This window comes from Pseudomonas sp. B424 (genome assembly GCF_055408345.1).
The window spans coordinates 88,603-111,205 of the sequence record NZ_JBUZTL010000015.1 but is presented as its reverse complement, the minus strand read 5'-3'; the positions used below and the strand labels follow the sequence as shown (position 1 = coordinate 111,205).

At 62.7% G+C, this 22,603-nt stretch carries 20 protein-coding genes; 17 read left to right on the top strand and 3 right to left on the bottom strand.

Translation table 11 applies throughout. From position 1 onward, the window contains the following. Positions 1-223: 223 nt before the first annotated feature. The 7 genes from ACZRMS_RS17445 to ACZRMS_RS17415 all read left to right on the top strand — a co-directional run bounded on the left by ACZRMS_RS17445 (position 224) and on the right by ACZRMS_RS17415 (position 8,887). Positions 224-1,411: an acyl-CoA dehydrogenase family protein gene (locus ACZRMS_RS17445; RefSeq protein ID WP_463996293.1), complete on the top strand. Its 1,188-nt coding sequence runs from the start codon at positions 224-226 to the stop codon at positions 1,409-1,411. Positions 1,412-1,470: 59 nt separating this feature from the next. Further along, positions 1,471-3,216, top strand: a complete 1,746-nt coding sequence (locus ACZRMS_RS17440) for an FAD-binding protein (protein ID WP_463996292.1) — start codon at positions 1,471-1,473, stop codon at positions 3,214-3,216. Beyond that, positions 3,213-4,973 carry an FAD-binding protein gene (locus ACZRMS_RS17435; RefSeq protein ID WP_463996291.1) on the top strand — a complete coding sequence of 587 codons (1,761 nt, stop codon included), beginning with the start codon at positions 3,213-3,215 and terminating at the stop codon, positions 4,971-4,973. Before ACZRMS_RS17440 ends, ACZRMS_RS17435 begins: the two co-directional genes overlap by 4 nt. After that, positions 4,970-5,731 (top strand): SDR family oxidoreductase, encoded by a 762-nt coding sequence (locus ACZRMS_RS17430; protein WP_321837163.1) that lies wholly within the window; start codon positions 4,970-4,972, stop codon positions 5,729-5,731. The genes ACZRMS_RS17435 and ACZRMS_RS17430 overlap by 4 nt, the downstream gene beginning before the upstream one ends. 1 nt (position 5,732) lies before the next feature. Then, complete coding sequence (locus tag ACZRMS_RS17425; RefSeq protein ID WP_463996290.1) at positions 5,733-6,764, top strand: 2Fe-2S iron-sulfur cluster-binding protein; 1,032 nt, start codon at positions 5,733-5,735, stop codon at positions 6,762-6,764. Positions 6,765-6,783: 19 nt separating this feature from the next. Next, positions 6,784-8,373, top strand: coding sequence for a FadD3 family acyl-CoA ligase (locus tag ACZRMS_RS17420; RefSeq protein ID WP_463996289.1), 1,590 nt, complete (start codon positions 6,784-6,786; stop codon positions 8,371-8,373). 64 nt (positions 8,374-8,437) lie between these two features. Then, on the top strand, positions 8,438-8,887 hold the full coding sequence (locus tag ACZRMS_RS17415; protein WP_463996288.1) for a hypothetical protein: 450 nt from the start codon (positions 8,438-8,440) through the stop codon (positions 8,885-8,887). A 521-nt stretch (positions 8,888-9,408) separates the two neighbouring features. On the opposite strand, the gene ACZRMS_RS17410 is transcribed toward ACZRMS_RS17415, so the two are convergent. After that, positions 9,409-10,194 carry an enoyl-CoA hydratase gene (locus ACZRMS_RS17410; RefSeq protein ID WP_463996287.1) on the bottom strand — a complete coding sequence of 262 codons (786 nt, stop codon included), beginning with the start codon at positions 10,192-10,194 and terminating at the stop codon, positions 9,409-9,411. Between the two features lie 143 nt (positions 10,195-10,337). Between ACZRMS_RS17410 and ACZRMS_RS17405 the strand changes: the two genes are divergently transcribed. The 10 genes from ACZRMS_RS17405 (at position 10,338) to ACZRMS_RS17360 (ending at position 21,831) form a co-directional block, all read left to right on the top strand. Next, positions 10,338-11,123 carry an SDR family oxidoreductase gene (locus ACZRMS_RS17405; protein WP_463996286.1) on the top strand — a complete coding sequence of 262 codons (786 nt, stop codon included), beginning with the start codon at positions 10,338-10,340 and terminating at the stop codon, positions 11,121-11,123. 54 nt (positions 11,124-11,177) lie between these two features. Beyond that, positions 11,178-12,155, top strand: a complete 978-nt coding sequence (locus ACZRMS_RS17400) for a bifunctional MaoC family dehydratase N-terminal/OB-fold nucleic acid binding domain-containing protein (RefSeq protein WP_463996285.1) — start codon at positions 11,178-11,180, stop codon at positions 12,153-12,155. Positions 12,156-12,165: 10 nt separating this feature from the next. Continuing rightward, a complete protein-coding gene (locus ACZRMS_RS17395) occupies positions 12,166-13,299 on the top strand; it encodes an acyl-CoA dehydrogenase family protein (protein WP_463996284.1) in 1,134 nt (377 codons plus the stop codon). Next, a complete protein-coding gene (locus ACZRMS_RS17390) occupies positions 13,271-13,690 on the top strand; it encodes a MaoC family dehydratase (RefSeq protein ID WP_463996283.1) in 420 nt (139 codons plus the stop codon). The genes ACZRMS_RS17395 and ACZRMS_RS17390 overlap by 29 nt, the downstream gene beginning before the upstream one ends. A gap of 18 nt (positions 13,691-13,708) precedes the next feature. Continuing rightward, positions 13,709-14,887 carry a lipid-transfer protein gene (locus tag ACZRMS_RS17385; protein WP_463996282.1) on the top strand — a complete coding sequence of 393 codons (1,179 nt, stop codon included), beginning with the start codon at positions 13,709-13,711 and terminating at the stop codon, positions 14,885-14,887. A gap of 1 nt (position 14,888) precedes the next feature. After that, on the top strand, positions 14,889-16,058 hold the full coding sequence (locus tag ACZRMS_RS17380) for an acyl-CoA dehydrogenase family protein (RefSeq protein ID WP_463996281.1): 1,170 nt from the start codon (positions 14,889-14,891) through the stop codon (positions 16,056-16,058). Between the two features lie 198 nt (positions 16,059-16,256). Continuing rightward, on the top strand, positions 16,257-17,447 hold the full coding sequence (locus tag ACZRMS_RS17375) for an acyl-CoA dehydrogenase family protein (RefSeq protein ID WP_463996280.1): 1,191 nt from the start codon (positions 16,257-16,259) through the stop codon (positions 17,445-17,447). Between the two features lie 11 nt (positions 17,448-17,458). After that, positions 17,459-18,613: an acyl-CoA dehydrogenase family protein gene (locus tag ACZRMS_RS17370; RefSeq protein ID WP_463996279.1), complete on the top strand. Its 1,155-nt coding sequence runs from the start codon at positions 17,459-17,461 to the stop codon at positions 18,611-18,613. A 37-nt stretch (positions 18,614-18,650) separates the two neighbouring features. Next, positions 18,651-20,339: a class I adenylate-forming enzyme family protein gene (locus ACZRMS_RS17365; RefSeq protein WP_463996278.1), complete on the top strand. Its 1,689-nt coding sequence runs from the start codon at positions 18,651-18,653 to the stop codon at positions 20,337-20,339. A 109-nt stretch (positions 20,340-20,448) separates the two neighbouring features. Next, on the top strand, positions 20,449-21,831 hold the full coding sequence (locus ACZRMS_RS17360; RefSeq protein ID WP_463996277.1) for a DUF1329 domain-containing protein: 1,383 nt from the start codon (positions 20,449-20,451) through the stop codon (positions 21,829-21,831). Positions 21,832-21,894: 63 nt separating this feature from the next. Here the strand turns inward: ACZRMS_RS17360 and ACZRMS_RS17355 are convergent, their stop codons facing one another. Both ACZRMS_RS17355 and ACZRMS_RS17350 read right to left on the bottom strand, forming a co-directional pair. Then, the gene (locus tag ACZRMS_RS17355; protein WP_463996314.1) at positions 21,895-22,116 is read right to left on the bottom strand and encodes an addiction module antidote protein; all 222 of its coding nucleotides are present in this window, start codon (positions 22,114-22,116) and stop codon (positions 21,895-21,897) included. A 30-nt stretch (positions 22,117-22,146) separates the two neighbouring features. Continuing rightward, positions 22,147-22,500 (bottom strand): VOC family protein, encoded by a 354-nt coding sequence (locus tag ACZRMS_RS17350; RefSeq protein ID WP_463996276.1) that lies wholly within the window; start codon positions 22,498-22,500, stop codon positions 22,147-22,149. Positions 22,501-22,603 lie beyond the last annotated feature (103 nt).

Here is a 22,603-nt window from a genome sequence, read left to right as displayed (position 1 = left end):
CAAGCCAGCTCCCACAGACACCGTGTCGCCCTCATAACCCGGGGCTTATAGGGTCATTGTGGGAGCGAGCCTGCTCGCGAAGTTATCCCGGCCCGCACACAAGTTCCGTGTGATGCCCCGTGTCTAGTCCGCTTTGACGATGATCCACAGCGTGCCAGGCCGGATTATTCGTCATACACCGCCCGCGCATTCGCGCAGCGCGAGACTGACGGAGAACACACGGATGGATCAGATACGAGAGAAAAGTCCGATAGAGCTTGAGCTGCTGCAACGCGCGCGCAACCTGATACCTGCGCTCAAAAGCCGTTCAGCCCAGGCGGACAAAGATTGCAAACTGCCCGATGAAACCGTTCGTGATATGCAGGAAGCCGGCTTGTTCCGCGCTCTGCAACCCAAGATCTGGGGCGGGCATGAAGTCGACCTGCGCACCTTTTTTGAAATCCAGATGACCCTGGCCGAAGGCTGCATGTCCACCGCCTGGGTCTTTGGCGTGATGGGCGTGCACCCATGGCAACTGGCGCGCTACCCGGTTGAAGCCCAGCGTGATGTGTGGGGCGAAGACAGCTCCGTGCTGGTGGCCTCGACCTATATGCCGGTGGCCAAGGTGACACCGGTCAAGGGCGGTTATCAGGTCAGCGGGCGCTGGGGGTTCTCCAGCGGCAGCCAGCATGCCCAGTGGTGCCTGCTTGGCGGCATCGTGCCCCAGGACGAAACCGGCCCGACCGAACACGGCACTTTCCTGATCCCTGCCAGCGACTACCGCATTGAGCAGAACTGGGACGTGCTGGGCCTGCGCGGCAGCGGCAGCCACGACATCGTGGTCGAAGACGTGTTTGTCCCGGCCCATCGGGTACAGCGCACCAACAACTACAGCATCGAAGCCACACCGGGGCGCCTGACCAACACCAACCCGATGTACTCCATTCCGTTTGCCCAGGTGTTTGCCCGCGCCGTATCGACCTCGGCCCTGGGTGCCCTGCAAGGCGCCATCAACGAGTTCCGCGACAACGCGGCAAAACACATCGGCAAGCACGGCGCCAAAACCGCGGAAGACCCGGCCGCACAAGCCGCCGTTGCCGAAGCGATCATCACCGTCGACTCGCTCAAGCTGGTGCTGATGCGTAACTACGGGCACCTGCTGGCGCTGGCCGCAGACGGCGAATACCCGGACGTGGAAACCCGCTTGCTGTACCGCTACCAGTCGTCCCACGTCACCAATGTGTGTGCCGACCGGGTCAGTGACCTGCTGCGCTGCATGGCGGCGTCGGGCTTGTACAACACCAACCCGGTGGCGCGTTTCTTCCGTGATCTGCACCAGGCACGCGGGCATATCGCCAATAACGAGGCGGCTTACCGTCGCAGCTACGGGCTTGTGCAACTGGGCCTGCCCAACGCGGACCCCTTTGTTTGATCGGGGCAATTCCCTGATCCCGCAATAAACCTCTGACCTCAGCGCAAGGCATAAGAATAATGACGGCTCACGATCAGTCTCAGTCCAGCTATGACGTAATTGTTGTCGGCTCCGGTGCCGGCGCCATGACCTCGGCCCTGTTTGCGGCTGATCAGGGCCTGTCGGTTCTGATTGTCGAAAAAAGCGATAAATACGGCGGCACTTCGGCGATTTCAGGCGGCGGTATCTGGATCCCGAACAACCATTATTTTGCCGCGATAGGCGGGCAGGACAGCCCAGAACTGTCGATGCAATACCTCAAGGCCGCCACCGGTGAACACGGCGACCCGGTCCGCCTGCAGGCGTATCTGGACCACGCCGCACCGATGATCAAAAAGCTCACTGGCAACAGCCGCGTGCGCTATGCAGTGGCGGACAAATACCCTGATTACTACCCGCAACTGCCCGGCGCCTTGCCCGGCGGTCGTACCCTGGACCCCGAGCTGTTCGACACCAGCCTGCTGGCTGAAGAACTGCCCAACCTGCGCAAGCCTTCGCCCTCGACCCTGCTGATGGGGCGCATCGCCTGGACTGCGCGGGATGCCCATAAAGCCATGGCCCGCAGCTTTGGCTGGCAATGGCTGATTTTCAAATTGATGGCGCGCTACAAGCTTGACTTCAAATGGCGGCGCAAAAGCAAATACGACCGCCGCGCTGCCCTGGGCAGTTCGCTGGTGGCGTCCCTGCGCCGTTCCCTGATGGATCGCAACGTGCCGCTGTGGCTCAACACCGACTTCAAGGACGTGTTGCTGGACGGCGACCGGGTGTGCGGCATCAAGGTGCAGACCGGTGGCAAAACCCTGGAACTCAAGGCCCGCCGCGCCGTGATATTTGGCTCGGGCGGTTTTGAGCAAAACCAGACCCTGCGCGAGAAATACCTGCCGCAACCCACCCGTGCCAGCTGGAGCGCCACGCCGCCGGGCAACAACACCGGGGCTGCGCTTGAAGCCGGGCTCGCTATCGGCGCCGCCACGGCCCTGATGGACTGGGCCTGGTGGGCGCCGACCATTGCCGTCCCCGGCGAAGAGAAACCCCGTGGCGTCTTTGCCGAACGGGCGTTCCCGGGGGCCATCGTGGTCAACAGCCTGGGGGACCGGTTCGTCAATGAAGCGGCGCCGTACCTGGAGTTTGTCGACGCCATGTACCAGGACAACCAGAAAACCGGCGGCCGCTCGGTGCCGTCCTGGGTGATCTTCGATGGCCACTTTCGTTACACCTACGCCATGGGGCCGCTGATGCCGGCCCAGGTGGTGCCCGACAGCCGTCTGCGCAAGGAATGGCTCAACACCGTGTACTGGAAGGCCGACAGCCTGGAGGCGCTGGCCATGCAAATCGGCGTCGATGCCAACGGGTTGAACAGCACCGTACAAAAGATCAACGGCTACGCCCAAACCGGCGTGGACCTGGACTTCGATCGCGGCGGCAACGTGTTTGACCGTTACTACGGCGACAGCAATATCAAGCCCAACCCGTGCCTGGCACCGCTGCGCAAAGGCCCGTATTACGCCATGCGCCTGGATGCCGGGGACATTGGCACCAAAGGTGGCCTGCTGACCAACCAGCACGCCCAGGTCGTGCGCGAAGACGGCCAGCCGATCTCCGGGCTGTATGCCATTGGCAACTGTTCGGCCTCGGTGATGGGGATCAGTTACCCCGGTGCCGGCGGCACTCTGGGCCCGGCGATGACCTTCGGCTACATTGCGGCCAACCATATCGCCAGCGGTGTGTCGGTGACGGCCAACGCCAAGGTACGGGCCCTGTCATGAGTCGAGCCCGATACGTCAGCAGCAACAGCAAGATTTCCCCCCCGTTGCAGGCGGATCGGCTGGGTAGCCGGGGCTGGCACGACACCTGCGACGTGCTGGTGATCGGCTGGGGCGCGGCCGGTGCCTGTGCTGCGCTGGAAGCTCGCAGCCAGGGCGCCAGCGTGATCGTTGCCGACCGCTTCACCGGCGGCGGGGCCAGTGCCAAAAGTGGCGGGGTGGTGTATGCCGGTGGCGGTACCCGGCACCAGCAGGCGGCCGGTTTCAGCGACAGCCCCCAGGCGATGTTTGATTATCTCAAGCATGAAACCCAGGGTGTGGTCAGTGACCACACCCTGCAAAAGTTCTGTGACGACAGCATCGCCAACCTCAGCTGGCTCGAAGGTCACGGGGCAAGCTACGGCCACAGCCTGCCGCCGGGAGGCAAGACCTCATACCCGTCCGATGGCTATTTTCTGTATTACTCCGGCAACGAACTGGTGCCGTCCCATGCCGGTGCTGAACCGCCAGCGCCACGCGGGCATCGCACCGTGGGCAAGGGCCAGTGCGGCGCCGTGCTTTACGGCCACCTCAAGAACGCTTGTCTGCGCGCCGGGGTTCAACCCTTGCTGCAGTCTGCCGCGCGGCGACTGGTGGTGGACGCCAGCGGGCGGGTGATCGGTGCCGAGTTCTGGAGCCTGCCGGCGGGCAGCCCCCAGGCGCTTCAGCACGCACGGCTGGCGGCACGGGCCGAGCGCCTGCAAAACTTTGCCCCCGGTTACTGTGACCGTCTGCGGCAAAAGGTCAGCCAGCTTGAGCGTGACCATGGGCAACCGGTGCTGATCCGGGCCCGACGCGGGGTCATCCTGAGCACCGGCGGTTTTATCTTTAACCGCCAACTGATCCGCGACCATGCGCCCAACTTCCGCCGCAATTTCAAGGTCGGTGCCACCGGCTGCGATGGCAGCGGCCTGCTGCTGGGGCAATCGGTAGGCGCCCAAAGCGAGCGCCTGAGCCGGGTGTCGGCATGGCGCTTTATCAACCCGCCGCACTGCTGGCCCAAGGGGATTGTGGTCAATAGCAACGGTCAGCGCTTTTGCAATGAAGAAGTCTACGGCGCCACCCTCGGCCAGCCGCTGTGCGAAGAGCAGGGCGGCCAGGCCTGGCTGGTGCTGGATGCGCGCTTGCGCAAACAGGCGATACGTCAGGCGCTGTTTGGCGGCTATTGGTGGTTCCAGGCGCTGCCTGCACTGGCACTGATGCTGCTCAAAGTGCGCAAGGGTGAAAACCCTGACCGGTTGGCCAACGCCTGCGGGATGCAGGCCGGTGAATTGAGTGGCGCGCTGCGTGCCTACAACGCCGGGGCCAGGGGCGAAGCGCCGGATGCTTTTGGCAAGTCTGAAGGCAGCCGTCAGGTGCTGGATAACGGGCCGTTTTATGCCTGCGACATCAGCGTCGGCAACCCGATCTTCCCATTGGGGGCGCTGACCCTGGGCGGGCTTAAAGTCGATGAAAGCAACGGCGCGGTCCTCAATGAACAGGGTCAGCCGATTGCCGGCCTGTTCAGTGCCGGGCGCACGGCGATTGGCGTGGCATCACACCTGTACATCAGCGGCTTGTCACTGGCTGACTGCGTGTTTTCGGGGCGTCGGGCTGGCTTGTCGGCCTGTTGTGGGAGCGAGCCTGCTCGCGATGCAGGCGATGCAGTACATCGGTCAGATCAGGTTGATGCCTTCGCGAGCAGGCTCGCTCCCACAGAAGCCACAGGGGTGACCTTATGAGCGCACGAGTCGAAGGCAAGGTTGCATTGATCACCGGCGGTGCCAGTGGTGTAGGCAAGGCCTCTGTTCTGCTGCTGGCCCGTGAAGGTGCCAGCGTGGTGATCAGCGATATCGATGTTGCTGCCGGGTTGGCCCTGGCCGAAGAAATCGGCCCCGGGGCGCAGTTCATTGAGCACGATGCAAGCAGCGAAGCCGATTGGACGCGGGTGATCGACACTATCCGTCAGCGTCATGGGCGCCTGGATATCCTGTTCAACAATGCCGGCATTCTGCTCAAGGGCGATATTGAAAACACCGATTACGCTGACTGGCAGCGGGTGCAGCGAATCAACTCGGACAGCGTATTTTTGGGCTGTCGGGCCGCCATCAGCCTGATGAAAGAGGGCAAGGGCGGCTCCATCATCAACATGTCCTCCATTGCCGGGATTGCCGGGCGTGATGACTACGTCGCGTACAGCGCCTCCAAAGGGGCGGTTGCCGCGTTGTCGCGCACGGTGGCGGTGCTGTGCCGTCGGCGCAAGTACCGCATCCGCTGCAACTCCCTGCACCCGGACGGCATCCTCACCCCCATGACCACCGCCAGTTTGCCGGCCGGGCTGGACCCCTGGAGCCTGACCATAGACGCCGACCCCATGGGGCGCATGTGTTTACCCGAAGATGTCGCCGCCAGTGTGCTGTTTTTGGCCAGTGACGAGTCGCGGGCCATCAGCGGTATCGAGCTGCGGATCGACAGCGGCCAGTTTGTGATGAGTATTTGATATGAGCCAACCTTCCTATTTCTCCCTGCGCGTCGCGCAGATCGTGGCTGAAACACCGGACTCCAGATCCCTGGTATTCGACGTGCCCCCGGCCTTGCGTGAACAGTTTGCCTATAAGCCCGGGCAGTTCTTGACCCTGCGCGTGCCCTTTGAGGGCAGCTGGTTGCCGCGTTGTTATTCGTTGTCCAGCACACCGCTGCAAGACGAGCCGTTGCGCGTCACCATCAAGCAGGTGCGCGATGGCCGTGCATCCAACTGGCTGTGCCAGCAATTGCGTGAAGGCGATCAGCTTGAGGTGCTGGCCCCGGCCGGGGTGTTTGTGCCACGGCATTTTGACGATGACTTCGTGCTGTTTGGTGGCGGTAGCGGGGTGACTCCGGTGCTGTCGATCCTGCGCTCGGCCCTGATTGCCGGTACCGGCCGGATCCTGCTGATCTACGCCAACCGCGATGAGGCTTCGGTGATTTTTGCCGGCGAGCTCAAGGCCCTCGCCAGCGCCTACCCGCAACGCCTGCAGGTGATCCACTGGCTGGACTCGGTACAGGGTATTCCGGCCGTGGCGCAACTGGCGCAAATGGCCAGGCCCTTTGTCCATGCCCAGGCGTTTATCTGTGGTCCCGGCCCGTTTATGGACGCCGCCGTCAGCGCCTTGCACGACATCGGTATGGAGCACGGGCGTATCCACGTCGAGCGTTTTGTCTCGTTGCCCGAAGAAGGCAGCGTGGCCGCCCCGGCGCCAGTCAATACCGATATCGTCGGCAGCCAGCTGTCGGTGCGCCTTGACGGCGAGGAGTTCGAAGTGCCCTGTGCCGAAGGCGAAACCCTGCTCAATGCCATGCTGCGTGCCGGCCTGAAGCCCCCGAGCTCCTGCCTGGTGGGTTCCTGCGCGACCTGCATGTGCACGGTTGAACGTGGCAGCGTCGAGATGTTGCGCAACGATGCCCTTGACCAACAAGAACTGAACGACGGCTGGGTGCTGGCGTGCCAATCGGTGCCCAACAGCTCGCAGCTGCGCGTGTGCTTTCCTGAATAATCAGCCTGACGAGTGTGCGATGACTTCCAGCCAGCAACAGAGCCTGCCGCGTTCGATCCCGCAAATGCTGTTCAACGCAGCACAGCAACATGCCGGACGTACCGCCATTGAAGAACATGGCGAGTGCACCGACTACAGCGAACTGCCACGCCTGGCCCTGGCCGTGACCCGCAGCCTGATGGCCCGGGGCATCGGCAAGGGTGACCGGGTGGCAATCTGGGCGCCCAATGGCCGCGACTGGATTATTGCCGCACTGGGCATCCATTGTGCCGGGGCGGTGATGGTGCCGATCAACACCCGCATGAAAGGCAGCGAAGCGGCCGACATCCTGCAGCGCAGCGGTGCGCGCCTTTTGTTCGTGCAACCGGTCTTTTTGGGTACCGACTATCTGGCGTTGCTGGCTCCGTATTGCCCGGCGAACCTTGAGTGTCAGGTCTTGCTGGGCGAGACGGCAGCGGGCAGCCCCCACGGTCTGCACTGGGACGGTTTTGTGGCCCTGGGCGCGGCTGTCAGCGAATCGGCAGCGCTGTTGCGGGCGAACGGCGTGGGCGCCGATGACCTGAGCGACTTGCTGTTTACCTCCGGTACCACCGGCAAGCCAAAGGGTGTGATGAGCGGCCACGGGCAAAACATCCGCGCCTTTAGCGAGTACGTGAAGGTGATCGGCCTGCAGGCCGGTGACCGTTACCTGGTGATCAACCCGTTTTTTCATGCCTTCGGTTACAAGGCGGGCTGGCTGACCTGCCTGCTGGCCGGAGCCACGATCCTGCCGCACCCGGTGTTTGACGCCGAAGCGGTGTTCCAGCGCATCGCCGCCGAGCGCATCAACGTGCTGCCGGGGCCGCCGACCTTGTACCTGTCGATGCTGGCCCATCCCAAACTGGCCGAAACCGACCTGTCGAGCCTGCGCATTGCGGTGACGGGCGCGGCCACCATCCCGCCGATCCTGATCGAACGCATGCGCCGCGAGCTGGGTTTTTCGGTGGTCACCACCGCTTATGGCCTGACCGAATGCGGCGGGCTGGCGACCATTTGTGACCCGGCGGATGCGGCGCACACCATCGCCGGTACCAGCGGCCGGGCGATCCCGGGTACTGAAGTGAGCATCCGCGATCCGCACAACCGGCCTTTACCGGCGGGGAGCACGGGGGAGATCTGCCTGCGCGGATTTCACGTGATGCAGGGCTATTTCGAAGACCCCAAAGCCACGGCCGAAACCATCGACAGCGAAGGCTGGCTGCACACGGGCGACATTGGCGAGCTGGATGCGGCGGGTAACTTGCGCATCACCGATCGCTTGAAAGACATGTTTATCGTCGGTGGCTTCAACTGCTACCCGGCAGAGATCGAAGCCGGGCTGATCGAGCACCCGGCGATTGCCCAGGTGGCGGTGATTGGCGTGCCGGATGAGCGCATGGGGGAGGTGGGGTGTGCGTGCGTGGTCTTGCGTCACGAGCATGAACTGGATGAAGCCGGATTGATCCTGTGGGCACGCGAGCACATGGCCAACTACAAAGTGCCGAGGATGGTGCGGTTTTATCAGGCGTTGCCGGTGAATGCGTCGAACAAGGTGGCGAAGAACGAGTTGCGGGGGCAGATGGGGGCTTAGGCCAAAACCCATATAACTGTGGGAGCGAGCTTGCTCGCGATTCAGACAACTCGGTGTATCAGTCATGCCGATTCGCTGCTATCGCGAGCAGGCTCGCTCCCACGGGTTTGTATCAAGCCTGCGAGGGCGCGCCTGCCAGCAACGCATCAACCACCCCGCGTGCCATCTCGACGCCGTGAATCACGGGCCAAAACTGCTCGGCGGCAAAGTCGGTGAGGCAGGTGCAGACGTTGCAAATTATGTGAGAAACACCGCAGATCTACTGTGGGAGCGGGCTTGCTCGCGATTCAGACAACTCGGTGTATCAGTCATGCCGATTCGCTGCTATCGCGAGCAAGCCCGCTCCCACGGGTTTGTATCAAGCCTGCGGGGGCGCGCCTGCCAGCAACGCATCAACCACCCCGCGTGCCATCTCGACGCCGTGAATCACGGGCCAAAACTGCTCGGCGTCAAAGTCGGTGAGGTGGGGGCGGATATCGTCGGCGTTGGTTTCTGCCCCCTTGAGCAACAGTGAAACTTGTCGCAATGCGGTGTGGGCGTTGATACCGGGGTTGATGCTGAACAGGGCAGTGCCCTGACGGGTGGTGGTTTCGAGGGTTGCGAGGGGCGGGTCGGGGACTATTTTTTCATGGGCGCATACCTGTGAACAGTCTGTTGGAAACTGCCACTGCCCGCTGTCATACGGAAAGGGTGGCAGCTACGTGCGGGTCACAGACCGGGGTAGGTATGCAAAGCCCGGTGCACTCGAAAGTGCCCCGCACGCAGCTGCCATAACAAGCGCTGGCAATACCTAACTTGGCGGTCTGTCAAAACCGGTCACTGAGCTCAGTGACCGGCCGAGACTATCCACGCATTTTCAGCGCCGCAAGGCGGTGGGGATTCTCTCGGAAACTTCCCGCAAGGGAAAGCGGCGAGGCAGGTGCAGACGTTGCAAATTATGTGAGAAACGCCGCAGATCTACTGTGGGAGCGGGCTTGCTCGCGATGCAGGCGACGCGGTTTTTCTGAACACCCGCGGCGCTCCCACAGCGACCTCTCAGTTCCCTTCAAACCGCGCCGTACGCTTCTCGATAAACGCCTGCATCCCTTCCTTCTGATCCTTTGAGGCAAACAGCAGTGCATTGGCCTTGCGCTCCAGGGCCAGCCCCGTCTCCAGCGGCGCATCCACCCCGGCCAGTATCACTTCCTTGATTTGTTCAGCCGCCAGTGGCGGCATGGCGGCAATCAGGGTGGCCATTTTCAGCGCATGTTCGAGCACCTGGTCATCGTCCACCAGGTCGCTGACCAGCCCCGAAATCCACGCTTCTTGCGCGGTGATCGGCTGCCCGGTCAGGGCCATGCGCATGGCCTTGGCCTTGCCCACGGCGCGCACCAGGCGCTGGGTGCCGCCAATGCCCGGCATGATGCCGATGCGGATCTCCGGCTGGCAAAACTTCGCCCCGTGCCCGGCCACAATAATGTCGGCCAGCATCGCCAGCTCGCAGCCACCGCCATAGGCATAGCCGCACACGGCGGCAATCACCGGTTTCGGGCAATGCTGAATCGGCGCCCAGACCCGTTCGGTATGGCGCTGGTAAATATCAATCGGGCCTACGCCCGCCATGCTGTTGATATCGCCGCCTGCGGCAAACACTTTGTCGCCGCCGGTCAGCAGGATGCAGCGAACCTGCGGGTTGTCCGCCAGTTCGCTGAAGTAGCGCGATAACAGCGCCTGCAGCTCAAGGCTCAAGGCGTTGGTGGCCTGGGGGCGGTTAAGGCGCAGCAGGGCCACGCCCTGGGCCGGGAATTCAAGCAATACCGGCGCGGCAGATGGGTCTGACATGGGGTTCCTCATTAACAGGGGCTGTGACCACAGCGTGCGCTGGATTGTTGCGTTCACCCGGTCGGGCTTCATCGTCCGTTCAGACGACGAGCAGCCCCCGAATTGTCCCTAGAGTGGCTCCATCAGTAGAAAAGGAGCACGTCATGGGCCAACTCTCAGGGCTGGACTACAGCGGTAAGGTGGTGCTGGTCACCGGCGGCACCAAAGGCATCGGCGCAGGCATTGCCAAAAGCTTTCTGGAGGCCGGTGCGCAGGTGATTGTGTGCGGCAGGGCAGCGCCTGAGGTGTTGCCCCGGGCGGGTTCGGCGCAGGCGATTTTCATGGCCTGCGACGTGCGCGACCTGGATTCGCTCAAAGCCTTGTTCGACGGTATTCGCGCCGACTTCGGTCGCCTCGATGTGGTGATCAACAATGCGGGCGGCAGCCCTTCGGCCGATGCCGGAAGCGCTTCGCCACGTTTTCACGAAGGCATTATCCGCCTCAACCTCATCGCCCCTCTGAATGTCGCGCAACAGGCCAACGCCCTGATGCAGCAACAGGCCGAGGGCGGTTGCATTGTGTTTATCGGCAGCATCAGCGCCTTGCGTGCATCCCCCGGGACCGCCGCCTATGGCGCGGCCAAGGCCGGGGTCCTGGCCCTGGTGCAGTCGCTGGCCGTGGAATGGGCACCCAAGGTGCGCGTCGTCGCGGTCAGCCCGGGACTGGTACGCACCGAGCAATCCCATCTGCATTACGGCGACGAGAACGGCGTCGCCGCGGTCAGCGCCGGCATTCCCGCAGGGCGCATGGCGCTGCCGGAGGATATCGGCAACGCCTGTCTGTTTATCGCCTCGCCCATGGCGGGCTATGCCAGCGGCTGCAACCTGCTGTTGCACGGCGGCGGCGAACGTCCGGCATTTTTGGGTGCAGCGCAGAGCGCGGCGCACTGATCGACCTTCAGCGGCGACCAGTGGGTTGCCGCTCTCAACACGCAGGAGACGAACTTGGCTGATTCTCAATTGCTAACCGACGTGCGCGCCCTGGTGGGGCGTGAATATGGTCGCGTCTACGCCTGGGACGAAGTCAACGCCCCGATGATCCGCCAATGGTGCGAGATCATGGGCGTCGACAACCCGCTCTATACCGATGCGGCTTTTGCCGCCAACAGCGCGCAAGACGGGCTGGTGGCGCCGCCTGCGATGTTGCAGGTGTGGTGCATGGAAGGCTTCCATCTGAACAACTACGCACCGGGCTCGACCACCGAAAACCCGTATGAAGTGCTCAAGCTGATCGAGTCTTACGGCTACCCGTCCGTGGTCGCGGTCAACTCCGAGCTGACCTTCAACCGCAACCTGCGGCCCGGTGAAAAGCTCTACTACACCACCCGCCTGGATTCGGTGGGCGACGAAAAAACCACCGGTCTGGGCACCGGGTTTTTCGTCACCCTGGTGATGAGCTATTTCGTTGAGCACAAAAGTGGCGACGAAGCCGTGGGCGAGTTGCTGTTCCGTGTTTTCAAGTTCCGCCCGGCCAAAAACCACAGCGCCGAAGCGGCACCGGCCAAGGTCGAGGCTGCCCCGGCGGTCAAGCGTCCCAAGCCGGGCATGAGCGACGACACACGGTTTTTCTGGGAAGGCTGCGATGCCGGCAAGCTGCTGATCCAGCGCTGCACCCAATGCCAGACCCTGCGCCATCCACCGGCGCCGGTGTGTATCGAGTGCCACTCGTTCGATTGGGACAGCGTGCAGGCCAGCGGCCGCGCCAGCCTGTATTCGTTCGTGATCATGCATTACCCCGAAGTCGCGCCGTTCGACCATCCCAACCCGATCGGCCTGATCGAGCTGGAGGAGGGCGTGCGTCTGGTGGCAGGGTTGGTGGGCGTCAAGCGTGAAGAACTGAACATTGGCCAGCCATTGCAGCTGGAGTTCCAGACCTTCGACGGCGAGCTGACATTGCCGATGTTCCGGCCTGTGATCGCATAAGGAAGCCAGCATGGATTTCGAATTTACCGAAGACCAGGTCGCTATCGCTGAAATGGCCGGCAGTGTGTTTGCCGACTATTGCACCGATGACCGCTTGCGCCAGTTCGATACCAGCGAACAGGCCTTTATGGAACCGCTGTGGCAACTGTGCGTGGAAACCGGCCTGCAAGCCCTGGCCATCCCTGAAGCCCAGGGCGGCAGCGGGCTGGGCATGACCGAGTTGATGCGGGTGCTGGAGGCTCAAGGCCGGGCGCTGGGCCAGGTACCGTTGTGGCGCCATCAACTGGCGGCCGCCACCCTGGCGCAGTTTGCCGATCCGTCCTTGAAGGCGTGGGCGGTAGAAGCCGCAGCCGGCAGGGCAATGCTCAGCCTGGACCTGAGCGGCCAGAACAACGCCCAGGGCATTGAGTTGCACGCCGTCGCGGCTGACGGTGGGTGGCGCGTCGATGGCCGGGTTGCTGCTCTGGCCCTGGCCGAGCAGTCACAGGCGGCCTTGCTGCTGGTGACGGCCGAGGGGCAGCCCCGTCTGGCTCTGGTCGAACTGGCAAACCAGGCGATCGAGCACGTGCCGGGCCGCATGACCCACGGCGAAGCGATTGCAGATTTACGCATCACCGCGCTGCACATCACCCCTGAACAACTGCTCCCGGCATCTGTCCTCAGCTGGCTGGAGCCACGCGCCATCGCCTCGCTGGCAGCGCTGCAGCTGGGGGTCAGTACCGAGCAAATCCGTCGCACCGTGGAGTACGTCACTGAGCGTCGCCAGTTCGAACGCAGCATCGGCAGCTTCCAGGCCGTGCAGATGAGCATGGCCAACGCCCATATCGCCCTCGAAGCCTTGCGCAGCTGCCTGTGGCAGTTGTGCTACCGCCTGGACGCCGGCTTGCCTGCACCGAGCGAAGCCCTGGCCACGGCCTGGCAGGCCTGTGAAGCGGGGCACCTGATCGGGCACAACGCCCAGCACGTACACGGCGGTATCGGCGTCGACCTGACGTACCCGATGCATCGCTTTCTCTACTGGAGCCGCGCTTTGGGCTGTGCCCTGGGTGGATCGGCAGCAAGCCTGGAACGCCTCGGCGACTGGCTGAGCCATAACGACAAGCTGGGATGGAAATATGACCTTGCAGAACACCAAGCGCTTTGACGACGTGCGCCCCGGCGAAACCCTGCCGGAGCTGGCGATCCCGATCACCGTGGGCCTGGTCACCGGCGGCGCTATCGCCACCCGCGACTATTTCCCCGGCCACCATGACCTGAACGCGGCCCAGGCACTGGGCTCGCCGCACATTTTCATGAACATCCTCACCACCAACGGGCTGGTGCAGCGTTATGTCGAAAACTGGGCCGGCCCCGAGGCACGTTTTGCCTCGTTGAAGATCAAGCTCGGCGCGCCGAATTACCCCGGCGACTGCATGACCTTCAATGGCGCGGTTACTGGCCAGGACGCCGCCACCCGCACGGTGGAAATCACCCTCAGCGGCAAAAATTCCATGGGCAACCACGTGACCGGTACGGTCGCGCTGGTTCTGCCCTGATAGCGGGAGACAGCACACATGACGCAATCGTCACTTTCCGGCAGCGCGGCCATTGTTGGCCTGGGCGCGACCGAATTCTCCAAGAACTCCGGCCGTACCGAACTGCGCCTGGCGCTGGAAGCCACGCTGGCGGCGTTGAAAGACGCCGGTATCGACCCGTCCGAGGTTGAGGGTTTCAGCTCGTATTCGGTGGATAAAGTCCCGGAATACGAAATCGCCCGCTTGCTGGGTTGCAAGGACGTCAAATTCTTCTCCCAGGTGCCCCACGGTGGTGGCGCAGCCTGTGCACCGATCATGCACGCGGCCATGGCCGTGGCGACCGGTGTGGCCAAAGTGGTGGTGGTGTACCGCGCCATGAACGAGCGCTCGTGGTATCGCTTCGGCAGCGGCAGTTACGGCTTTGCCTCGACCCCGATCTTCGAGAACGTCAACTACGGCTGGTACATGCCCCACGGCCTGCACACCCCGGCCTCATGGGTTGGCATGTTTGCCCAGCGCTACATGCACACCTATGGCGCCACTTCTGAAGACTTCGGTCGCGTGGCAGTGGCCGTGCGTGATTTTGCCGCCACCAACCCGGCGGCGTTCTTCTACGGCAAGCCGATCACCCTGGAAGAACACCAGGCTTCGCGCTGGATCTGCGAGCCGCTGCACTTGCTCGATTGCTGTCAGGAATCCGATGGTGCGGTGGCGATGGTGATTACCTCGGCCGAGCGCGCCAAGGACCTGCGCCAGAAGCCGGTGATGATCAAGGCCGGCTCCCAGGGGATCACCTCGGGCCAGCAGATCATGACCTCGTTCTACCGTGACGACATCACCGGCCTGCCGGAAATGGGTGTGGTTGCCAAAGAGCTGTATCGCCAGTCGGGCCTGGGCCCCGAGGCGCTGCAAACCGCCGTGATTTACGACCACTTCACCCCGTTTGTGCTGCCGCAACTCGAAGAATTCGGCCTGTGCGAACGAGGCGAAGCCAAGGAGTTCATCCGCGCCGGGCACCATGCACGCGGCGGCAAGTTCCCGATCAATACCCACGGCGGGCAGTTGGGCGAGGCCTATATCCACGGCATGAATGGTGTGGCTGAAGCCGTACGCCAGGTACGCGGCAGCGCGGTCAACCAGGTCGAGAACGTGGAAAACGTGCTGGTGACTGCCGGTACCGGTGTGCCTACCAGCGGCCTGATTCTGGGAGCAGCCTGACATGTTCGTCGACCTCACGCCCGAACAGCACGCCCTGCGCCTCAAGGTGCGGGACTACTTCCAAAACCTGATGACCCCGCAGCTGCGTGAGCAATTGCGGGGCAAAGAGGGCGGCGAACTGTACCGCGACACCATCCGCCAGATGGGCCGCGACGGCTGGCTGGCGGTGGGCTGGCCCAAGGAACACGGCGGTCAGGGCTACGGCCCCACCGAGCAATTCATCTTCTTCGAAGAAGCCAACATTGCCGGGGCACCGCTGCCGTTTGTGACCATCAGTACCGTTGGGCCTGCGCTGATGGCCCACGGTACCGAACTGCAAAAGGCCAAATTCTTGCCGGGCATTGCTGCGGGCGAAATCATCTTCGCCATCGGCTATTCCGAGCAGGATGCCGGCAGTGACCTGGCGGTGCTCAAAACCACGGCCCGCCTCGAAGGGGACGGGTTTGTGGTCAATGGCAGCAAGCTCTGGACCTCGGGCGCCGAGTCGGCCGATTACATCTGGCTGGCTGCGCGCACCGACCCGGAGCGACCACGGCACAAGGGTGTGTCGATCCTGATTCTCGACACCCGGGCGCCAGGTTTCTCGACCACGGTGATCCCGACCACCAGCAACCCGACCGCGGCTACTTATTACGACAACGTGCGAGTGCCGGCAGAGATGCTGGTGGGCGAGTTGCATGGCGGCTGGAAGTTGATCACTGCGCAACTGAACCACGAACGTCTGGGCCTGGGCGCCTGGTCGGACAAGGTCGTCGGTCTGTTTGGCCGGGTGCTGGCGTGGGCCAGGGCGGCGGATGAAAACGGCGTTCGCGCTACTGACAAAGCCTGGGTACGCGCCGGTCTGGCGCAGTGCTACGCGCGGCTTGAAGCCATGCGCCTGATCAACCTGCGCATTGCGGCCGACCTTGAGCGTGAGCGCATGGATGTGGCGCTGGCCTCGACCACCAAAGTGTACGGCTCGGAATCGGCGATCGAGATTTTGCGGGTGTTGAGCAACATCGTCGGGGCCAATGGCCTGGTGCGTGGCGGTTCGGCGGCGTCGTTGCTGCAAGGGGATCTGGAGTACGAAGTCCGCGCCTCGGTGACCCTGACCTTTGGTGGCGGCACCAACGAAATCCAGCGCGAGTTGATTGCCCAGTTCGGCTTGGGCATGCCGCGTACCCAGCGCTAACCATCGACCGCATGAGGTTTTACGTAGCAGCAGACGAGTAAAACGAGGCCGCGTTCGGCTGCGAAGCGGCCGCAAAACCATTCAACACGGTGTTTCAGATACATCGAGTGTGCAGGGTTGACGAGGACTTCGTCCCCGGACGCAGCCTCGCGGAGCTCGGCAGCTGCTACGGGGATCTTCATTTACAGGTGAAATAACATGAACGCGATTGACCAGTTCAGAGAGCAAACCCGCGCTTGGCTTGAAGCCAATTGCCCGCCGTCGCAGCGCAAGGCCATCCCTGAAGGCGAGTTGGTGTGGGGCGCGAACGATGTCGAGTTTCCCAATGCAGACGCCCGGCTGTGGTTTGAGCGCATGCGCGACAAAGGCTGGTTCTGCCCGGACTGGCCAGCCGAATACGGCGGCGCCGGCCTGAGCGCCGAATACAACGCCGTGCTGGAAAGCGAACTGCGCCGCCTCAAGTGCCGCCCGCCGCAAATCAACCTGGGCATCTGGATGCTGGGCCCGGTGCTGCTGGAGTTCGGTACCGAAGAGCAGAAGAAAAACCTGCTGACTCCGATGACACGCGGTGAAGTGCGCTGGTGCCAGGGTTTCTCCGAGCCCAATGCGGGGTCTGATCTGGCCAGCCTGAAAACCACGGCCCGGGATGCTGGCGATCATTTTGTGGTCGACGGGAGCAAGATCTGGACCTCTTACGGCGACAAGTCGGACTGGATGTACGCCCTGGTGCGCACCGACCCAAAAGCCGGCAAGCACGCGGGTATCAGCCTGATCGTGCTGGACATGAAAAGCCCCGGTGTCAGCGTGGCGCCGATTGATCTGATCAGCGGTAAATCCGCCTTCTGTCAGGTGTTTTTCGATAGCGTCAAAGTGCCTAAAAGCCAGCTGATTGGCCCGCTGCACGGTGGCTGGAACCTGGCCAAGCGCCTGTTGCAGCACGAACGCAAGGCTATGTCCAAATTCGGCGAATTCAGCCTGCCGACCCACTTCCACCTGTTGCCGCTGGTCAGCCAGTACCTGCCCGAGCCTGTGGGGCAGGGCGAGCAAGCACTGGTGGCGCGGGCCGTCGCCAGTGCAATGAACGAACACAGCTACAACCTGACCGTGCAACGCATGGGCAAAGAAGCCCGCGCCGGGCAAGACGTCAGCGGGCTGATGTCGATCATGAAACTGGTGCACACCGAACAGGAACGCGACAAGTTCGAAGTGCTGCTGGACGTCATGGGGTATCACGCGCTGGGCTGGGACAAGGGCGCTTTCAGCCCCCAGGAGCAGGCCATCACCCGCGGCTGGTTAAACAGTTTTGCCCTGACGATCTCTGGCGGCGCCTCAGAAATCCAGCTCAACGTGATCGCCAAGCGGGTCCTCGGCCTGCCTGACGTGAAGTAAGGAAACCCACCATGAACCTGCTCTATAACGAAGATCAACGGATGCTGGCCGACAGTGCCCGCGAGTTTCTGGCGGCGCGCAGCCCGGTGGCCCACCAGCGTGCCTTGCGCGATGAACCCCAGGCCAACGGCTTTGACACCCGGCTGTGGCAAGACGCCGTGGCGTTGGGCTGGAGCGCGATTCCGTTCCCCGAAAACCTCGGCGGGCTGGACTTCGGCTGCATGGGCCTGGGCCCGATTTTTGAGTCCATCGGCTGCAACCTCAGCGCCTCACCGCTGCTCTCCAGCGTGGTGCTCAGCGGCTCTTTGCTGCACCTGCAAGGCAATGCGCAGCAGCAGGATCGCTGGCTGTCGGCGGCCATCAGTGGCGAGCGCCGCCTGGCGCTGGCCCTGGACGAACGACCACGGCACAACCCGGCACAGGTGACCTTGCACGCCGTGCCCGAGGGCGATGGCTACAGCCTGAGCGGTGACAAGTATTTCGTCATTGACGGGGTGGGTGCCGACGGTTTTCTGGTGGCGGCGCACACGGACGCCACGCTGTCATCCGGGGCGGGCATCAGCCTGTTTCTGGTGCCGGCCGGTGCGCCGGGCCTGACCGTCACCCCGTTGCCGCTTATCGATTCGCGCAACCATGCGCGTCTGCATCTGGAGCAGGTACAGGTCGGCGCCGATGCCTTGCTCGGCACTGCCGGGTCGGCCGGGCCGGCACTGAATATCGCCCTGGATCGCGGGCGCGTGTGCCTGGCGGCCGAGATGCTGGGCATGGCCGAAAAACTCTTCGAAATGACCCTCGACTACCTCAAGACCCGTGTCCAGTTTGATGTGGCCATTGGCACCTTCCAGTCGCTGCAACACCGCGCGGCCCAGTTGTATGTGGAACTGGCCCTGGCGCGCAGCGCCGTGATGGCCGGGCTGGCCGGGCTGGACGACACAGGCCTGAGCGAGGTCGAGCGTCAGCGCCTGGCCAGTCTGGCGAAGTGGAAGGCGGGCCAGATGGCGCTCAAGGTGGTCAATGAAGCAGTGCAAATGCACGGCGGCATTGGTGTCACTGACGAGCTGGATGTGGGGTTGTTCCTCAAGCGTATCCGGGTGGCCCAGGCTTGCCTGGGTGATGCCGATTACCACTGCGAGCGCTATGGAGCCCTGGAGCTGGCGCACGCTTGAGCCTGTAGCGAACTGTTCGAGTCCGGAGAATAACAAGATGAAACTTGAGCAATGGCAGAGCGCATGGCAGCAGTTGGTTGGTGCCGGCTCGCCCTTTGAAGTGCTGACACCGGAAGGTGGCGGGGCGAAGTATTTTCGCCATACCGCCCCGAGTGTGTGGGCTGCAATAGACAGTGGCCGGGTACACGCTGACCGCGAATTTCTGGTGTGGGAGCAGCAACGCCTAACGTTCAGCCAGTTTTTCGATCAGGTGGATCGCCTGGCCGGGCAAATGGTTGAACGCTTTGGCCTGCGCAAGGGTGATCGGGTAGCGATTGCCATGCGCAACCAGCCCGCCTGGCTGGTGGCGTTTGCCGCTATTCAGCGCTGCGGTGCGGTGTGCGTGCCCCTCAACAGCTGGGGCCTGCGTGACGAGCTGTTCCATGGTTTGCAGGACAGCGGGGCGAGTTTGCTGCTGTGCGACGAGCCGCGCTTGCAACTGCTGGTCAACGACCTGCGCGAGCAGGGGCTGGCGACCATTGTGGTGGGCATGAGCGCAGGCGCGCCGCTGGAGGAGCATTGCCGGCGTCTGGAAGACCTGCTGGCCGCACCGTCAATCAGCACTCCCGTGCAGAAAGTCAGTGCCAGTGACCCGGCCATGATCCTCTACACCTCGGGCACCACCAGCCTGGCCAAGGGCGTGTTGTCGACCCATGGCGCGGTGTGCCAGGCGCTGGTCGCGCTGGAATTCCAGGGCGCCTTTTGCGCGCTCAGTTCGCCCGAACGCATCAGCGTGGTGATCAACAGCGGCTATGCCCCGACGACGTTGATGGCGGTGCCGCTGTTCCATGTCAGCGGTCTGCATGCACAGTTTTTACTGGCCTTGCGCAGTGGCCGGCGCTTGCTGCTGATGTACAAGTGGGACGTGGAAAAAGCCTTCGACCTGATCCGCGATGAACAGTGCACCCAATTCAATGGCGCGCCGGTGATGATGCAGCAACTGCTGACCTCGCCACGTTTTGGCAGCGCCGACACCGTCAGCCTGTTTGGTCTGGGGCTTGGGGGCGCGGCACCGTCCAGCAGCCTGCTGGCTCACCTCACACAGCGCAAACCCGAAGCGGTCGGTGGCAGCGGCTATGGCCTGACCGAAAGCAACGGGATCTGTGCGGCGATTGGCGGTGATCAGTTTGTTTACAAACCGGCATCGGCCGGCTGGCCCTTGCCGATTGTTGACGTGCGCATCGGCGACAGCCCGGACCGGCCATTGCCCTGCGGGGTCAGCGGGCTGATCTGGTTGCGTTCTCCCACCCTGATGAGCGCCTACTGGAACCTGCCTGAAGCCAGCGCCCAGACCTTGCAGGATGGTTGGCTCGACACCGGCGATATCGGCTTGCTGGACGACGAAGGCTTTCTCTACATCACGGATCGCGCCAAGGACCTGATCAATCGCGGTGGCGAGAAAATCTCCGCGGCCGAGGTGGAGTCCTGCGCCTGTGAAATGCCCGGCGTAATTGAAGCAGCGGCCTTTGCCGTACCTGACGATGTGCTGGGCGAGGTGGTGTTTCTGGTGGTGCGTGGCGACCCGGCTTCGACCCCGGGCAGCGAAGCGGTGCGCAGCTTTATCGGGCAGCGTCTGGCCAGTTTCAAAGTGCCGGCGCAGATCCATGTCCAGCACACGCCGTTTGCCCGCAATGCCTCGGGAAAAATGCTCAAAAGCCTGCTCAAAGAGTTGTTGGTAACGGCCTGAGGGGGCTGTTCGAGCCCCCTCTAGTCTTTGTGGACGATGTACTCGCCTGTAGATGGCGAAGAATGGACGCATACCCCTCAGCAAGCCTTATTCGCGTAGGAGGCAATACATGAAAATAACAAGAACAGGCGTAATGCTCGCAGCCGCCATGGCCGTCAATGTGGTCGCCATCGGTAGCGCATCGGCCCAGGTTTCGCCCGCAGAAGCGGCCAAGCTGGGCAAAGAGCTGACCTGTGTCGGGGCAGAGCAGGCGGGTAACGCAGCGGGTACCATCCCGCCGTATACCGGCAAGTACCTGGGCGAAGTGCCGGGCTGGAACCACGTTAAATTCTCGGGTGACCAACCGGTTGACCCCTATGCTGCCGAGAAGCCGATCCTGGTGATCACGGCGCAAAACATGGCCCAGTACGAAGACAAACTCACCGAAGGCCAGAAAGCGCTGCTCAAGCGTTATCCGACCACCTACAAGATGAACATCTACCCCGGCCACCGTGATTTCCGCTACCCGGACTACGTGTGCCGCCGCGCCATGAGCAATGCCCTGAACGCCAAGCTGGTCAACGATGGCATGGGTGTTGAAGGGTTGGGCCAGGTCCCGTTCCCGATCCCGAAAAGCGGCATGGAAGTGTTGTGGAACCACCAGCTTCCGGCGCGAGCCTGGACTGAAGAAAAAACCAGTGACCTGGCCTCCGTGTTGCCCAACGGCAGCATTGGCTGGGGCCGTGCTTATGCACGGGGCTTGTCGCAGGCCAACTCGCCGACGGTGGAGCCTAAAACTGAAGACAAGATTCAGGCGATGGGTAACAACACGACCCTTAAACCGGCGCGTGACAACGGCGTGATCAGCATCTCCCACGAACCCTACGACTTCCAGACCAACCCGCGTCAGGCCTGGAGCTACAGCCCGTCCACCCGCCGCGTACGTTTGTTGCCGGGCTACGGTTATGACCAGCCGATGATCGGCACCAACGGCACCATGACCGTCGACGAAGACCGTTTGTTCAACGGCTCGCCGGAGCGTTTTAACTGGAAACTGATCGGCAAGCGTGAAATCTACAGCCCGGCCAACGCCTACAAAGCCAACGCCGGCACTGTCAAATACGCCGACATGCTGACCCCCAACCACCCCAATCCTGACCTGATGCGCTATGAACTGCGTCGCGTGTGGGTGGTGGAAGCGGACCTGAAGGAAGGCTACCGCCACGTGTACGGCAAGCGCGTGCTGTTTGTCGATGAAGACACCTGGAACTCGGTGATGGCCGACAACTACGACGCCCGTGGGCAGTTGTGGAAACACGCCATGATCAACTACTACTACCACCCGGACATGAGCGGCTGGCAGGCCGGTTCGCAGTTCTTCATGGACTTGAACTCGGGGCAGTACACCGGCTACGGCATGACCAACGAAGCGAAGAAAGGCCCGATCCTCAACGAAGGCAAATTCACCCCTGACCAGTACACCGCCGATGCGGCGCGGGCGAAGGGCAGATAAGCGGCAAGCATCAAGTGAAAGCAAAAACCCCGTCGGTTTGCACCGACGGGGTTTTTTATGGGTTCAGGTCAGAGAGGCAAACGTGATTCCGGTGGCATGTACCACCTGGCGCATGGTACGCAGCGTCGGGTTGCCTTTGGGGGAGAGGGCGCGGTACAGGCTTTCACGGGACAACCCGGCTTTTTCGGCAATCTGTGCCATACCGCCTCGCGCCTCAACTACGTGGCGCAATGCGGTCAGAAAACTGGCCTGGCCACCGTCTTCATCCAGTTCCTCGAAGGCGATGCGCAGGTATTCGACGGCAAAAGTGAGTCGTTATGCCTGGGTCCAGACCGCCAGTTCGTAACCGTCCAGGTCCGTGAAGTGGAAGCGGCTGCCGCCCGGGAAGCTGAATTCAGGGCGGGTGATCTGCCCGCCTGCGGCGATGATCGCCTGTTGCGTCTGCGCCAGGTCCCCGGCGTACAGGATGATCAACGGGCCGCCGGGGCGTACCGCCTCGCCGGTGGTGAAGCCGCCGTTCAGGCGGCCATCGCTGAATTCGCTGTAGGCCGGGCCATAGTCCGTGAAGGTCCAGCCAAAGACTGCGCCATAGAACGCTTTGCTGCGGTCAATGTCGTGGACGTTGAATTCGATGTTGTCGATTTTGTTGTGGCGGTTGTCTGTAGTCACGGGTCGCTCCTTGTGTGGGTGGAATATAGATAAGCCAACCCGTGTCCGCCACCCGAATGCCCTTTTCAGCGGCGGTGAATCAAGACCGCCTTTGCCAGCCTCA